16 protein-coding genes are annotated in these 13,990 nt (G+C 31.0%); 6 read left to right on the top strand and 10 right to left on the bottom strand.

All coding sequences use genetic code 11. From position 1 onward, the window contains the following. The first annotated feature begins 331 nt into the window (after window positions 1–331). The 3 genes from B4H69_RS11020 (at window position 332) to B4H69_RS11010 (ending at window position 3,856) form a co-directional block, all read left to right on the top strand. Complete coding sequence (locus B4H69_RS11020) at window positions 332–1,291, top strand: ribonucleotide-diphosphate reductase subunit beta (RefSeq protein ID WP_180906220.1); 960 nt, start codon at window positions 332–334, stop codon at window positions 1,289–1,291. A gap of 79 nt (window positions 1,292–1,370) precedes the next feature. Beyond that, window positions 1,371–3,071 (top strand): ribonucleoside-diphosphate reductase subunit alpha, encoded by a 1,701-nt coding sequence (locus tag B4H69_RS11015; RefSeq protein ID WP_180906221.1) that lies wholly within the window; start codon window positions 1,371–1,373, stop codon window positions 3,069–3,071. A gap of 590 nt (window positions 3,072–3,661) precedes the next feature. Then, window positions 3,662–3,856, top strand: a complete 195-nt coding sequence (locus B4H69_RS11010; RefSeq protein WP_180906222.1) for a hypothetical protein — start codon at window positions 3,662–3,664, stop codon at window positions 3,854–3,856. Window positions 3,857–3,890: 34 nt separating this feature from the next. Here the strand turns inward: B4H69_RS11010 and B4H69_RS11005 are convergent, their stop codons facing one another. The 3 genes from B4H69_RS11005 to B4H69_RS10995 all read right to left on the bottom strand — a co-directional run bounded on the left by B4H69_RS11005 (window position 3,891) and on the right by B4H69_RS10995 (window position 6,106). Further along, window positions 3,891–4,229, bottom strand: a complete 339-nt coding sequence (locus B4H69_RS11005; protein WP_280045967.1) for a DUF6150 family protein — start codon at window positions 4,227–4,229, stop codon at window positions 3,891–3,893. A 112-nt stretch (window positions 4,230–4,341) separates the two neighbouring features. Then, window positions 4,342–5,004 (bottom strand): DUF2490 domain-containing protein, encoded by a 663-nt coding sequence (locus B4H69_RS11000; RefSeq protein WP_180906224.1) that lies wholly within the window; start codon window positions 5,002–5,004, stop codon window positions 4,342–4,344. Between the two features lie 70 nt (window positions 5,005–5,074). Further along, window positions 5,075–6,106, bottom strand: a complete 1,032-nt coding sequence (locus tag B4H69_RS10995; RefSeq protein WP_180906225.1) for an Atu2307/SP_0267 family LLM class monooxygenase — start codon at window positions 6,104–6,106, stop codon at window positions 5,075–5,077. A 109-nt stretch (window positions 6,107–6,215) separates the two neighbouring features. Here B4H69_RS10995 and B4H69_RS10990 point away from each other — a divergent pair, with 109 nt between their 5' ends. Next, window positions 6,216–6,860, top strand: coding sequence for an MgtC/SapB family protein (locus B4H69_RS10990; RefSeq protein WP_180906226.1), 645 nt, complete (start codon window positions 6,216–6,218; stop codon window positions 6,858–6,860). Window positions 6,861–6,865: 5 nt separating this feature from the next. Further along, window positions 6,866–7,246 carry a hypothetical protein gene (locus B4H69_RS10985; RefSeq protein WP_180906227.1) on the top strand — a complete coding sequence of 127 codons (381 nt, stop codon included), beginning with the start codon at window positions 6,866–6,868 and terminating at the stop codon, window positions 7,244–7,246. Window positions 7,247–7,288: 42 nt separating this feature from the next. On the opposite strand, the gene B4H69_RS10980 is transcribed toward B4H69_RS10985, so the two are convergent. Both B4H69_RS10980 and B4H69_RS10975 read right to left on the bottom strand, forming a co-directional pair. After that, window positions 7,289–7,870, bottom strand: coding sequence for a tRNA-(ms[2]io[6]A)-hydroxylase (locus B4H69_RS10980; protein WP_115001228.1), 582 nt, complete (start codon window positions 7,868–7,870; stop codon window positions 7,289–7,291). Between the two features lie 70 nt (window positions 7,871–7,940). Beyond that, window positions 7,941–8,342 (bottom strand): hypothetical protein, encoded by a 402-nt coding sequence (locus B4H69_RS10975; protein WP_180906228.1) that lies wholly within the window; start codon window positions 8,340–8,342, stop codon window positions 7,941–7,943. Window positions 8,343–8,440: 98 nt separating this feature from the next. Between B4H69_RS10975 and B4H69_RS10970 the strand changes: the two genes are divergently transcribed. After that, a complete protein-coding gene (locus B4H69_RS10970) occupies window positions 8,441–9,682 on the top strand; it encodes a glycosyltransferase (RefSeq protein WP_180906229.1) in 1,242 nt (413 codons plus the stop codon). Window positions 9,683–9,701: 19 nt separating this feature from the next. Here B4H69_RS10970 and B4H69_RS10965 read toward each other — a convergent pair whose 3' ends face one another. The 5 genes from B4H69_RS10965 to B4H69_RS10945 all read right to left on the bottom strand — a co-directional run bounded on the left by B4H69_RS10965 (window position 9,702) and on the right by B4H69_RS10945 (window position 13,822). Next, entirely contained in the window at window positions 9,702–10,220 is a 519-nt protein-coding gene (locus B4H69_RS10965) for a hypothetical protein (RefSeq protein ID WP_180906230.1), read from the bottom strand. Window positions 10,221–10,254: 34 nt separating this feature from the next. Continuing rightward, on the bottom strand, window positions 10,255–10,767 hold the full coding sequence (locus tag B4H69_RS10960; protein WP_180906231.1) for a hypothetical protein: 513 nt from the start codon (window positions 10,765–10,767) through the stop codon (window positions 10,255–10,257). Between the two features lie 78 nt (window positions 10,768–10,845). After that, window positions 10,846–12,285 (bottom strand): MBL fold metallo-hydrolase, encoded by a 1,440-nt coding sequence (locus B4H69_RS10955; RefSeq protein ID WP_180906232.1) that lies wholly within the window; start codon window positions 12,283–12,285, stop codon window positions 10,846–10,848. A 137-nt stretch (window positions 12,286–12,422) separates the two neighbouring features. Further along, window positions 12,423–13,010, bottom strand: coding sequence for a methyltransferase domain-containing protein (locus B4H69_RS10950; protein ID WP_180906233.1), 588 nt, complete (start codon window positions 13,008–13,010; stop codon window positions 12,423–12,425). An 8-nt stretch (window positions 13,011–13,018) separates the two neighbouring features. After that, the gene (locus B4H69_RS10945; protein WP_180906234.1) at window positions 13,019–13,822 is read right to left on the bottom strand and encodes a sulfite exporter TauE/SafE family protein; all 804 of its coding nucleotides are present in this window, start codon (window positions 13,820–13,822) and stop codon (window positions 13,019–13,021) included. Between the last annotated feature and the right edge of the window lie 168 nt (window positions 13,823–13,990).

Below are 13,990 nucleotides of genomic sequence, written 5' to 3'. Positions count from 1 at the left end.
TTTTTTTGTGTTAAATTATAGAAAATTAATCCAAGTTATAGTTGTTATTTTGATAAAAATTATTAAATTATAACGAATAAAAATATGAAAATAATCGATTAATAATCAGGTAATTAACAACTTGTTGATAACCTTTTTAATTTTTAAGATTACAAAATTTTTAATTGTAAAATCTTATCTTAATTTTGAAAGAATCGATGAGTAATTGAAACGAAAATGTAACCCTATTGAGGTTCAAATTTCTAAATAAAATAAAAGAACCAACTTTAATTTATTTGGAAGAAAAAATCGTTTTTACCAAAGTTTATTAATCTAAAAAGTCCAAAAAACTATGTCTATTTTTGATAAAAGGGTAAATTATAAACCATTTGAATATCCTGAAATTTTAACCTTTACAGAAGCAATCCAAAAAGCATATTGGGTACATGGAGAAGTAGATTTTACTTCGGATATCCAAGATTATCATGCTAATTTAGATGATGCGAAACGCGAAATTCACAAACGTTCTATTTTATCAATTGCGCAAGTTGAGGTAACGGTAAAAGGATTTTGGGGAGATTTGTATCACTATTTTCCAAAACCAGAATTGAATGGATTAGGTGCTACTTTTGCAGAATGTGAGTTTAGACACAGTGAAGCATATTCGCGTATTTTGGAGGTAAATGGTTATTTGGATGAGTTTAATGTAGCCTTACAAAATCCAATTTTCAAAAGCTATAATACGTTTGTTGGCGAAATTATGCGCGACGAGAGCAAATCAATTGTAGAGAAATTATTGTTCTTTGCATTGGTGATCGAAGATAGTTCGTTGTTCTCGAAATTTGCAAATATTTTGGCATTTACACGTTTTGACGGTTTAATGAAAAATACAGCAAACATCATTGCTTGGACATCTACAGATGAGCAAATTCACGCAAATGCTGGGATTTATTTGATTAATAAAATTCGTGAAGAAGGTTTATTACCAGAAGAGTTAGATCAAAACTGGGTAGAAACTGCTGTTCGTGGTTATATCGATCAAGAAGAAATGATGTTGGATTGGATTTTCGAGAAAGGAGAATTTGGTTATTACTCAAAAGCAGATTTATTAAACTATATGAAATACCGTATTGATGAAGCGATTGCTAAAATTGGATATAAAAAAATATTTCATATTTCACAAGAACAATATAAACAGATGGCTTGGTTTGAGGAAGAAGTTTTTGCAAGTAGCTTGGACGATTTCTTCGCAAAAAGACCAGTAGATTATACTAAACACGACAAAAGTATTTCAGCAGACGATTTATTTTAAACCGCCGAAACTTTTCATCAAAAACACAACTATAAATAAAATTATTTAACAATATCACATCATTATAAATTCTAAAGCTATGGAGAATCCAATACCACACGACGACATTCAAAACATATTTTTTGACGGTGAAGCACCAAAATTATGGTGGAAAAACTCTGAATCTGAACAAATTTTGAATAGAGGTTATTTATTGAAAGGAGAAACAGTTGAAGGAGCTATAGATCGTATTACAGCTGCGGCTGCAAAGCGTTTATACAAACCAGAATTGCAAGAATCTTTCAAAGAAATGATAGAAAGAGGTTGGATGAGTTTATCATCTCCAATTTGGGCAAACATGGGAACAGAGCGTGGTTTACCAATTTCTTGTTTCAATGTTCATATTCCAGATAGTATCGAGGGAATTACGCATAAATTAGGAGAAGTTATCATGCAAACTAAAATCGGTGGTGGTACTTCTGGTTATTTTGGTGAATTGCGTGAGCGTGGAGCAGCAATTACAGATAACGGAAAGAGTAGTGGTGCTGTTTCGTTTATGGAATTGTTCAATTCGGCGATGAATGTGGTTTCTCAAGGTTCTACACGTCGTGGAGCTTTTGCTGCTTATTTAGATATTGACCATGATGATATCGAAGAATTTTTGAAAATTAAATCGATCGGAAGTTCAATTCAGAATTTATTTTATGGTGTTTGTGTGCCAGATTATTGGATGCAAGAAATGATTGATGGAGATGCGGATAAACGTCAAATTTGGGCGAAAGTTTTAGAGTCTCGTCAAGAAAAAGGATTACCATATTTATTCTTTACAGATAATGTAAATAAAAATAAACCACAGGTTTACAAAGATTTAGGAATGTCAATTAATGCTTCTAATCTTTGTTCAGAAATTATGTTGCCTTCATCTGCGGACGAATCATTTATTTGTTGTTTATCTTCTATGAATTTAGAATTATACGACGAATGGAAAGATACAGAAGCAGTACGTTTAGCAATTTTCTTCTTGGATGCAGTTTTACAAGAATTCATTGAAAAAACAGAAGGAAATCATTATTTAGAGTCTGCTAATCGTTTTGCAAAACGTCACCGTGCATTAGGTTTAGGTGTATTAGGATGGCACTCTTATTTACAACGCAACATGATTCCTTTCGAAGGAATGGAAGCGAAATTACGTACAACAGAAATTTTCAAGCATATTCAATCTAAAGCAGATAAAGCTTCGGAAGAATTAGCACGTATTTATGGCGAACCAGAAGTTTTAAAAGGTTACGGACGTCGTAACACAACAACTTGTGCAATTGCGCCAACTACATCTTCTTCTGCAATTTTAGGACAAACTTCTCCAGGAATTGAGCCGTTTGCTTCTAATTATTACAAAGCAGGTTTATCGAAAGGTAACTTTATGCGTAAGAATAAATATTTGACTAGATTATTACGTGAAAAAGGAATCGATAACGAGGATATTTGGCGCGAAATCATGTTGAATGGAGGATCTGTGCAACATTTAGAGCAATTGACAAAAGAGGAAAAAGATGTATTCAAAACATTCAAAGAAATTTCTCAATTAGAAATTGTTCAACAAGCAGCGATTCGTCAAAAATATGTAGATCAATCGCAATCATTAAACTTAAATATTCCACCAGATTTACCTGTGAAGGAAGTTAACCGTTTGATGATCGAAGCTTGGCAATTAGGAGTTAAAACATTGTACTATCAACGTTCACAATCAGTTTCTAAGGAATTAGTTGCAAACTTAGTTTCTTGTTCTTCTTGTGAGGCTTAATAGGAAATGATATATGTTATTACAAATCTAAAAATCCGCTCATTGAGCGGATTTTTAGATTTTATGAATTTTTAGATTTAATTATTATCGAACAAAAATTTACTGATTTAAAGTTGTTGAGAAGAACAGCTTTATTAATTAATATTATTGGATGCATTTTAGGTTTGAGTACATTCGTTTCTCAGCTTTTCAATGAAATTTTAATTTATTTATCTTTTGTTTATCCTATTTTTTGCATCATTTTAGTTAGATATTATCGAGGTTTGATCTCAATCGAGCCTGAAATTAGACCAAATCTTCCAACAATTTCTATAGGTTTTATGTGCTCTTGTTTTGGGTTAATCATTAGAACCGCTATAGATTTTAATGTTTTAGATTATAAAAATGTATGGATTCCTTCCATTGTTATCGCGTTATTAATTTTAACAATCTATTATTTAAATCAATTTAAAATATTGATTTGCAACAAGAAAATTTTCGTTTATAATGTTTTTATCATAATATTAATCGAAGTATTTTCTTTTTATTCTGTCATATTCATTAATTGTAAGTATGATAGATCGGCTCCTCAAATTTATGAAACTCAAATTTTGAAAAAAAAAGAATATAGAGTAAAAGGAGGAACAAACTATTATTTAATTATTGAAGATTGGAACAATACATTTATAGAAAAAGAGATTAAAGTAGATTATAGAAAATATTACTCAAGTTTTGAAGGAGAAAGGCTTAAAGTAGCAGAAAGACGAGGAAGATTTGATATAGCCTGGTCTTATTTTATAGAGTAATTAGTAAGCTATTTTTAATAAAGTTATTGATTCATCAATAAAAATAATACATTTTACTTTTGTTTCGCCATCCAGCTTGGCTTTCATATTTCACAAAGTATACTTTTACATCTGCTTGACTGGCTAAATCTACAAAATAGATGTTGAATTTTGCTTGACTTTCATATTTTGTGAAAAACCATTTTCCGTTGTTACTGTCTGCTTTGGAAGAAGAATTTAATTTGAAAACTTTCAAATCTGCTTGTGCTTCTGTCTTTACCACAAATACTTTTACATCAGCCTTACTTTTTAGATTTACACTAAAGACGGTTTGTGCATTTGTTTGTGCAGAAAAAAGTAGAAATGTTATTAAAAGACTTAGTGAAATTTTCATATAATTAAGTGTAAATCAAGTTAACTAAGATAAACTATTTCAGAACAAAAATTAAAAAGAATTACCATTAAATAGAAAATCGATTACATAAGTTTTCGTTATTTCTTAAAATCTAAAACGGATTATTAATCGTCAATCCAATCATCAAATGATCGGTATGCGATGTTTTCTGACTTTGAAGCATATAACCAGCTTCCAAACTAAAAGTTGGCGAAATAACGTATCCAAAGCTTAAACCAAGTCGATTTCTATCAAACGTTTTGTCTTTTACAGCTTGTAAAAAAATTTCGTCATACGCTTTCAAATACCAAGTATTTTCGATTAATTTTGCATTATTTAGCGGAACAGTTGCAGTCAATTGATAACGAAATCTAAATTGTGTATCATTTTCTAAAAAGCGTTCTTCAACACGAAATCGATGCGCAAAATTAAAACGTTGTAACGCATGTTTTGTATTAAATTGTTGATACAAACGATGTTCGTGACTATGAGCATAATCATCTGTAGCAGTAGGAGTTCTGTTTTGAATGTAGGCGTAACCAGCTAAAATTGTATTGTTATTTTCGGTTAAATTGTATCCTATTCCTCCTCGAATCAAAAGTTGTTGTAATTGATCTAAATCTTCGTACGAACGATATTGTATATCCGATTGAAAATTAAAATCTTTATTGATTTTTTGATTGATATTTAAGGTACTCCAAGTCCTAAAATTACTTTCTTGCGCCTGTACACCGAAGTTGGCTAAAACAATAAAACTGGCTAATATTTTCTTCATTCATTCAATTTTAACGAAAATAAAAAAAGACACGAAAACGATTCGTGTCTTTTGTCAGTATATTTAAAATTTATTTTGTTGCCTCTTTAACTTTTGGTAAAATATCTTTCCCAAAAATTTCGATAGATTTCATCATATCCAAATGATTTGGTGCTCCAACATCCATATGAGCAGAAAAGCGAGTTAAACCAAACATTTCTTGATATTTCAAAATACGATCAACCGCTAAAGAAGCGTCTCCAACAATCAAATGTCCATTCGTAGAACGTCCATAGTCAAACTGTGGTTTTGTATATTTTGGCCAACCTCTACTTGCTCCAATTCTATTCATTTGTGCACCATAAATTGGAAAATATTCTTCAGCAACTTTTTCGCTATCCTCTCCAAAAAAAGAGTGCATGTGAACGCCAATTTGCATCGTTTTAATATCATGACCATTTTCGATATAAACTTGTTTATAAATTTCGAACAGATAGTTAAAATCGGCTGGATTGCCTCCAATAATCGCAAAAATAATAGGTAAACCTAATGTTGCAGCACGTACAATTGATGATTTTGTTCCGCCAACAGCAATCCAAATAGGTAGTTTTTCTTGCACAGGTTTTGGATAAACACTTTGATTAATAATTGGCATTCTAAAATTTCCGCGCCAATTGATTACTTCGTTATTATTTAAATCTAAAAGTAAACGAAGTTTTTCATCAAAAAGAGCATCGTAATCGTTTAAATCATAACCGAAAAGAGGGAAAGATTCGATGAATGAACCGCGTCCAGCCATAATTTCAGCACGACCATTCGATAAATTGTCAACACTTGCAAAATCTTGATATAACTTTACAGGATCTGTAGAACTGATGACAGAAACGGCACTTCCCAACTTAATATTTTTTGTAACTGTAGACAAAGCAGCCAAAATAATTTCTGGAGATGAAACTGCATAATCAGGACGATGATGCTCTCCAATTCCAAAGAAATCTAATCCAATTTCGTCCATCAATTTTACTTCTTCTATAATCTCGCTCATACGTTGTTGAGGAGTTTGCGTATAACCAGTTTTAGAATCAATATGTAGATCGCCAAACATTCCTATTCCTAATTCCATACTATTTTAGATTTAGTCAAATTTACGTATAGAATTTTAGATTTAAATTGATGTAGGATAGTTAATAAAATATCAAATTTGTATATTTAATTAATGTATATATTCTGTTATGGAAGAATTTTTAGCAAAATCGGTTCAAAATGATTTGATTTTAATTTGTATATCGATTATAATTGGCGTTTTGATCGGTACGGAAAGAGAATATCGCAACAAATCTGCCGGATTAAGAACATTCATTTTAGTTAGTTTTGGATCTTGTTTGTTTACAATTCTTTCGATCCGAATTGGAGTAGGAAACCCAGATCGATTAGCAGCAAATATTATTACGGGAATTGGATTTTTAGGAGCCGGAGTAATTTTTAAGGACGATAATAAAGTTGCAGGAATTACGACCGCAACTACTATTTGGGCGACCGCGTCGTTGGGAATGTGTATTGGCGCGGGTTATGTCTATTTAGGTTTATTGGGAAGTGTTATCGTTTTGATTATTTTGGTTGGATTAACTTATCTTCAAAATTATATTGATGATTACCATAAAATTAAAAATTATACAATTCTCACAAAGTCGAAAGAGGAATATGAATATTGCCAAACATTATTTAAAAAATTTGATTTAAAATTTTCGGTTGCTAAGCAACATGCTACAGATGGAAATGTTTCTACAACTTGGTTGGTTAGAGGTAAAAGTAAACAACATAAAATGTTGATGAAACAATTATTAGATGATAAAATTATAAAAACCTATCAATTTTAATTAGAATGATAAACCTAACAGATGACAAAAATATTTGGTTAGATGAACCAGAAGACCACGATTTTCCTGCTGCGCAAGATTATTTGGAGTTAATTTTTAAGCCTGAAATAGCTGCTTCACTTGCTCAAAAATTATCGGAAGCCGAAACAATCATAAAAAAATCCAAAGATATTTTCAGAGCGAGTAAATTGAGTTTACTTCCTTTGGAGAATAGGCATGTTCAAGAGAATTTCAAAAAAATAAAAGCAAATAAAAAGCTTTCTCCAATTTTATTGGTGCGATCTGCAAACGAATTAATCATTGCAGATGGTTATCATCGCTTGTGTTGTAGTTATTATTTGACGGAAGATTTGGACGTTCCTTGTCGATTGATTTATGTCGAATAAAAAAGTGAAATCAAACCTTGATTTCACTTTTTTATCTAAATTCTATCCGTGTATTGCTTCTTTATTTCCGTAAGATTGAATCAAATTTCCTTCAAAATCCAACCATTCTTTCCAACGTTTGTCCACATCAACATCAGTGGAAAGTTTTCGAGCAAAATTTAAGAAAGTTGTGTAGTGATTTGCTTCCGAAACCATCAAATCATAGTAAAATTTTGCTAATTCTTCGTCATTAATATTTTGAGATAATGTTCTGAAACGTTCACAACTCCTGGCTTCAATCATCGCTGCAAATAACAAACGATCCACAAAAGCCATATTACGAGAACCATCTTTTTTACAAAATTTCATCAACTGACCAACGTAATCATCTTTGCGCTCGCGACCTAATTTGTATCCACGACGCTCGATAATTTCTACAACCATTTTGAAATGTTGCATTTCTTCGATGGCAATATCTGACATTTCTTGAATAAATTCGTCATGTTCAGAATTATACGCAATCATTGTAATCGCGTTTGTTGCCGCTTTTTGCTCACACCACGCATGATCTGTTAAAATTTCTTCTAAATTTCTTTCCGCAATATCAGCCCAACGTGGGTCTGTCAAAAGTTTTAATCCAAGCATTTTTCGAAAAATATTAAGTCCAAATTTACGAAATTATATTGTTTAAAGATTGAATGTGAAAAATCGTCTATTAAATGATTTTCTTTTCAATCATTTCTAACATCACATCCGATGCATGTTTGAAAGTTGGTGCTTGTTCCGTTAAACTTGCTGCATTTTTTTTGTTCACTTTAAAAATCAAATCTTTTTCAGTTGTAAATAATAAAGCGTTTGTAAATGGATTTTTGATGTAAGAACTCAAAATTAAAAAAGTCTGGTCAACACTATGAAATTGCTCAACTTCTTCAGTTTTATAACGAAAAGTGAAGGCAAAATTGTACTCATTATTTTCTAAAAGATGTAAACGAACAAAAATATTTTTAAGATCAGTATCTCCAATAGTTTTGGCCATTGTCAATTTTGCAAAAGTTCCTTCTTTGATACTTGATTTTACTTGCTCGAAAAATTCTTCAAAAACAGTTTGATAAGACATTTTATATAATTTTAGCTGCAAATTTACATTAAAATAAGCCAATTGGGCGCATAATATTTAATCTTCCGATTAACAAACAGAAAGCGTAATTTTGTGGGATGAAAAAACTTTTAATCATCGGTCAAGTTTGGCCAGAACCAACTTCTTCTGCGGCAGGAACTCGAATGATTCAGTTAATTGATTGTTTCAAAAAAGCTGAGTTTGAGATAACTTTTGCGTGCGCTGCTTCAAAATCTGATTATAGTTTTGATTTGATTTCGAAAGGTGTAAAAGAAGTTGAAATTCAGTTAAATGATGAAAGTTTTGATGATTTTGTCAAAGAATTAAATCCCGAAATTGTTCTTTTTGATCGTTTTATGATTGAAGAACAATATGGTTGGCGCGTTTCGAAAGAATGTCCAAATGCGTTGAAAATTTTGGATACAGAAGATTTACATTTTCTACGAAATGCGCGACAAGAAGCAACCAAAAAAGGAATTGAATTTACAGAAGATATATTGTTTTCAGATTTAGCAAAACGAGAAATTGCTTCAATTTTACGTTGTGATTTATCATTGATAATTTCGAAAAAGGAAATAGAAATTCTACAAAATCAATTTAAAATTGATGAAAAAATCTTGTATTATTTGCCTTTTTTAGAAGAAGAAATTACAGAAGAAAAAATCTATTCTTGGAAAAATTTTGAAGAAAGAGAACATTTTATGTTTATCGGAAATTTTATTCATGAACCTAATTTTAATTGTGTTCAAACCTTAAAAAAAGAAATTTGGCCAATTTTGAGAAAGAAACTTCCAAAAGCTGAATTACATATTTATGGTGCTTATGCAACGCAAAAAGTTTTGCAATTAAATAATCCTTCCGAACGATTTTTTATCAAAAATAGAGCTGAAAATGCACAAGAAACGATGTCAAATTACAAAGTTTTGTTGGCGCCGATTAATTTTGGTGCTGGTGTAAAAGGAAAGTTTGTAGATGCGATTCAAACCGGAACGCCTTCGGTTACAACGACGATTGGAGCAGAAGCAATGAAAGGTAATTTTGATTGGAATGGCTTTGTAGAAGATGATTTTGAAGCGTTTGTAGAGAAAGCTGTTTTGCTTTACAATAATGAGAAAGAGTGGAAAATTGCTCAACAAAATGGAGTCAAAATTCTGAACGAAAATTACAATAAAACTAAATTTGAAACTGATTTTTTAGAGAAAATTAAATCGATTGAAGCAAATTTAATCCAACATCGAAATCTAAATTTTATTGGTCAAATTTTGCAACATCATCATCATCAAAGTACAAAATATATGTCACTTTGGATAGAACAAAAAAACAAAAACCTTCCGAAATAGGAAGGTTTTTTTATGATTTTTAAAGAGGTAAATCGATATTATTGATAATGTAATCTGTATATTCTTTTGAATTTTTTAAGAAATCGTCACTACCAAAATTGACTACTTGATAGATGAAATTTTTTGTCTTAAAAATATTGATTTGTAGATAAACATTAGACTCTAATTCTTCATTGTAATAACTAATTTGTTTTTGAAAAGTTTCTTTTCCTTTACTTGTTTTAAATTGTTTTGTATTTAAAGATTTAAACTTAGGATTACTAGAATAATTTGAAACCGTTATATCCATGTAAGAAGCTAAATCATCAGAAATATTACCTAGTTTTAATTCATCAATATTTTCAGTAATGATAAAACCATAAGCTGTACTGTCGTTATTTTCCCATTGTACTATAGAAAAATCATTTGTACCAATTGTTCGCTGATATCCAGCTGGTAAATTTACAGAGAAAGTTTCAGAGCCAATTATTGTTGACTGCGCATTTGTATTGTTCATAAGACATAACATTAGCGTAAAAGCCAATAAAATTTTCTTCATATAAAGTATTGTTTTTTTTAAAAAATTATAAGTTTTATTCTACTTTGAAGCTATTTACAATTTTGACAAAATCGCTTTTCATTATTTCTTGATTTTCGAAACTGCAATATTGTAAAATCTGATAGACAAATTCTTTCGTTTCGATTACAGTTTGTAGGAAATAAATATGTCCAGATTCGGGATCATTTGTTTCAAATTCGGTATAGGCATAATTGAATCCCTGTTCGTAAGCAACATAAGGTTTTTTGATGTAATTAAACCCTTTTTGTGTTTTATATGGCTCGATAGAATTTAGCGTATAATCAATCATATCCAAATTAGAATCTGCTAATTTTAATTCATCTTTGTGTTCAAAAATCACAAAACCATACGAATTTGGCTTTGGAGCAAGACTTTCAAACTGAATAGTTGCATAATCATTTAACCCAACTGTACGCTGAAAATCTTTCGGAATAGTTAACGCAAATGATTCAGCTCCATGTATTTTCTGTTGAGCAAAAGCGGTAATACATGTAAAAAGAGAGGCGATGAATAACAATTTTTTCATTGGATGAATTTAGATGACGAATATAAAAAAAGCCTTGATTATCCCAAGGCTATAACGTTATTATTTAAAATAAATTGTTTATTTCGTTGAACAAGAATTATTTCCTGATTGACAAGGAGAAGTTCCTTCTACAATTTTAACACCTTCAACTTCTTTTATTTTACCAAAACCTCCAGCAACGTCAATCAAATTTTCGTAACCACGAGCGCGTAAAATTGAAGTAAAAATCATCGAACGATATCCTCCTGCACAATGTACTAAATAGGTTTCCTCTGGATCGATTAATTTCATTGATTCATTGATAAAATCTAATGGAGCTGTAATTGCACCTTCTACGTGAGAAGTTTCGTATTCACCTGGTTTACGAACGTCCAAAACTTTTAATTCAGTTTCGTCAACTAACTCTACAAACTCTTCTGGAGAAACCGAAACAATTTCATCGAAATCTTTTTCAGCTTCAACCCAAGCTTGGAAACCATTGTTCAAAAATCCGATTACATTGTCGTATCCGACGCGAGCCAAACGTGTTACTGCTTCCTCTTCTTCACCAATTTCTGCAATTAACAAAATTGGTTGTTTGATATCTGTAATTAATGTACCAACCCATGGTGCAAAATTTCCTCTAATTCCGATATTGATAGAATTTGGAATAAATCCTGCTGCGAAAGTTTGCGGGTCGCGAACATCTAAAATTAAAGCATTTGTATCTTCCGCAACTTGAATAAATTCGTCAGGAGATAAAGCTTTATTCGCACGTTCTTTCACTACATCCAAAGATTCAACACCCAATTTATTCATCATCACATTTTCTGGAAAATAGAATGGAGGAGGCATTAATCCTGAAGTTAATTCAGTAATAAATTCCTCTTTTGTCATAGTAGGATTCAAAGCATAATTCACTTCTTTTTGATGTCCTAACGAATCAAAAGTTTCTTTACTCATGTTTTTTCCACAAGCAGAACCCGCTCCATGTGCAGGATATACGATAATATCATTAGCTAAAGGCATAATTTTGTTTCGTAAAGAATCAAATAAATAACCTGCTAATTTTTCTTGCGTTAAATCTGTATTTAATTTTTGAGCTAAATCTGGACGACCAACATCACCAATAAATAAAGTATCTCCTGTAAAAATTGCATAATCTTTACCGTTTTCATCTTTCAATAAATACGTTGTACTCTCCATTGTATGACCTGGCGTGTGTAAAGCTGTAATAGTTATATTTCCTAAAGAAAAAACTTCGCCATCAGTTGCGATGTGTGCATCAAAATTTGGTTCAGCAGTTGGACCATAAATAATTGTAGCACCAGTTTTTTGAGCTAAATCTACATGTCCAGAAACGAAGTCTGCATGAAAATGCGTTTCGAAAATGTATTTGATTTTTGCATTGTCTTTTGTCGCTTGATCGATATAAGATTGTGTTTCTCTCAACGGATCAATAATTGCAACTTCACCATTGCTTTCTATATAATAAGCACCTTGCGCAAGACATCCGGTGTAAATTTGTTCAATTTTCATAAGAATGATTTAGTGTGTAAAAATACAAATATTTAAATTTAGAATTTTCCTCTGATGGATGAATTCTGATACTTTTCTTCTATTTAAACTCAAATAAGATTGATAGTTAGCCTAAAATTTATGAATGAAATCATAGGTTATTTGGCAATCTTTTTTAGATTAATAAATAATTCAGTTTTTGCTCTTGGTGGAATAGAATTGTAACAATTTTCCATGACTTTGAAATCAAAATAATCGTTGAAATACGTCTGATATTCAGTTTTATCACCTCCAAAAGGCGGCGTGTCATTTCCGAATTCTCTGTTGAATAATACACCAACTAATTTTCCGTTTTCGGCTAGTAGTTCATTCATTTTGATGCTATAACTTTGACGTAATTTTGGATCTAACGCACAGAAAAAAGTTTGTTCTAAAATCAAATCAAACTCACCATCTAACTCAAAAAAATCTTGATGAAGAACTTTGATATTGGGATTATGTTTAAATTTTTCTTTAATTTTTTCGACTACAATTTCCGAAATGTCAATCAACGTAATATTTGTAAAACCTTGTTCCAAAAGGTATTCTGCTTCGTAAGCATTTCCGCAACCAGGAATCAAAATACGGATATTTTTATCTTCTAATTGATCGATATACTCTTTTAGCGGAGTAGAAGGAGCTTTTAAATCCCAACCAGTTTGATTTGTGGTGTATTTATCGTTCCAAAAATTTTCGTTCAGTTCCATACTTTAAATTATTGAATTATAAATTCTTCGATGAACATAAAAATTGCCATTAAAATAATAAAGATAGCAAATGTTCGCTTTAGAAATTGTACCGGTAAAAATTTGTTGATGTAGGTTCCGACAAGAATTCCAACCATAGAAATTCCAATGAAAACACTCAAGAAACTCCAGTCAATTTTGATGTGTAAAGCATCACCAATAAAAAATCCGATAAGTGAATTGATGGCAATAATTACCAATGAAGTTGCCGAAGCTCTTTTCATATCTAATTTTGCAACCATCATTAATGCCGGAACAATCAAAAAACCTCCGCCAGCACCAACCATTCCTGTTAATCCTCCGATTAAAAATCCTTGAATTAATAAAACAGGATTTAGCTTATCATTTTTCTGATCAATTTGCTCTTCTTTCTTGCCTTTTAGCATAGAAATAGCTGCGAAAACCATTAGAATAGCGAATAAACCAAACATTGCCATTCGACGTGTGACGATAAAATCGCCTATAGAAAATAAATTACTTGGTAGAGCAGGAATTAAAAATGCCCGAACCAATGTAATTCCAACAACAGCTGGTAATCCAAATTGAAAAACGACTTTCCAATCAACCATTTTTTGCGAAGCTTGCTTTATTCCTCCAATCAATCCTGTTGATCCAACGATGCATAATGAATAAGCAGTAGCAATTTTTTCGTCGAAATGAAAAATATACGCTAAAATAGGAACGGCTAAAATAGATCCACCACCACCAAGAACTCCCATAATTAGTCCGATGAAGAAGGCGCCTACAAAACCAAAAAACTCTATAAAATCCATTTTTTTTCTCTCGATTTTTACAAATCTATAGCAAATACAATAACAATTACTATAGGTATATTATGAAATATTGTTGTAAATTAATACAAATGCCTACTAAATCAATAGACGTGTATTATTTTACTTTTTTTAATTATTATGCAAATTTGGTGTAACATTTTCAAAAAA

It is taken from the genome of Empedobacter sp. UBA6745 (assembly GCF_002453775.1).
Taxonomy (GTDB): Bacteria; Bacteroidota; Bacteroidia; order Flavobacteriales; family Weeksellaceae; genus Empedobacter; species Empedobacter falsenii_C.
This window is presented reverse-complemented; position numbering and strand designations above follow the sequence as displayed.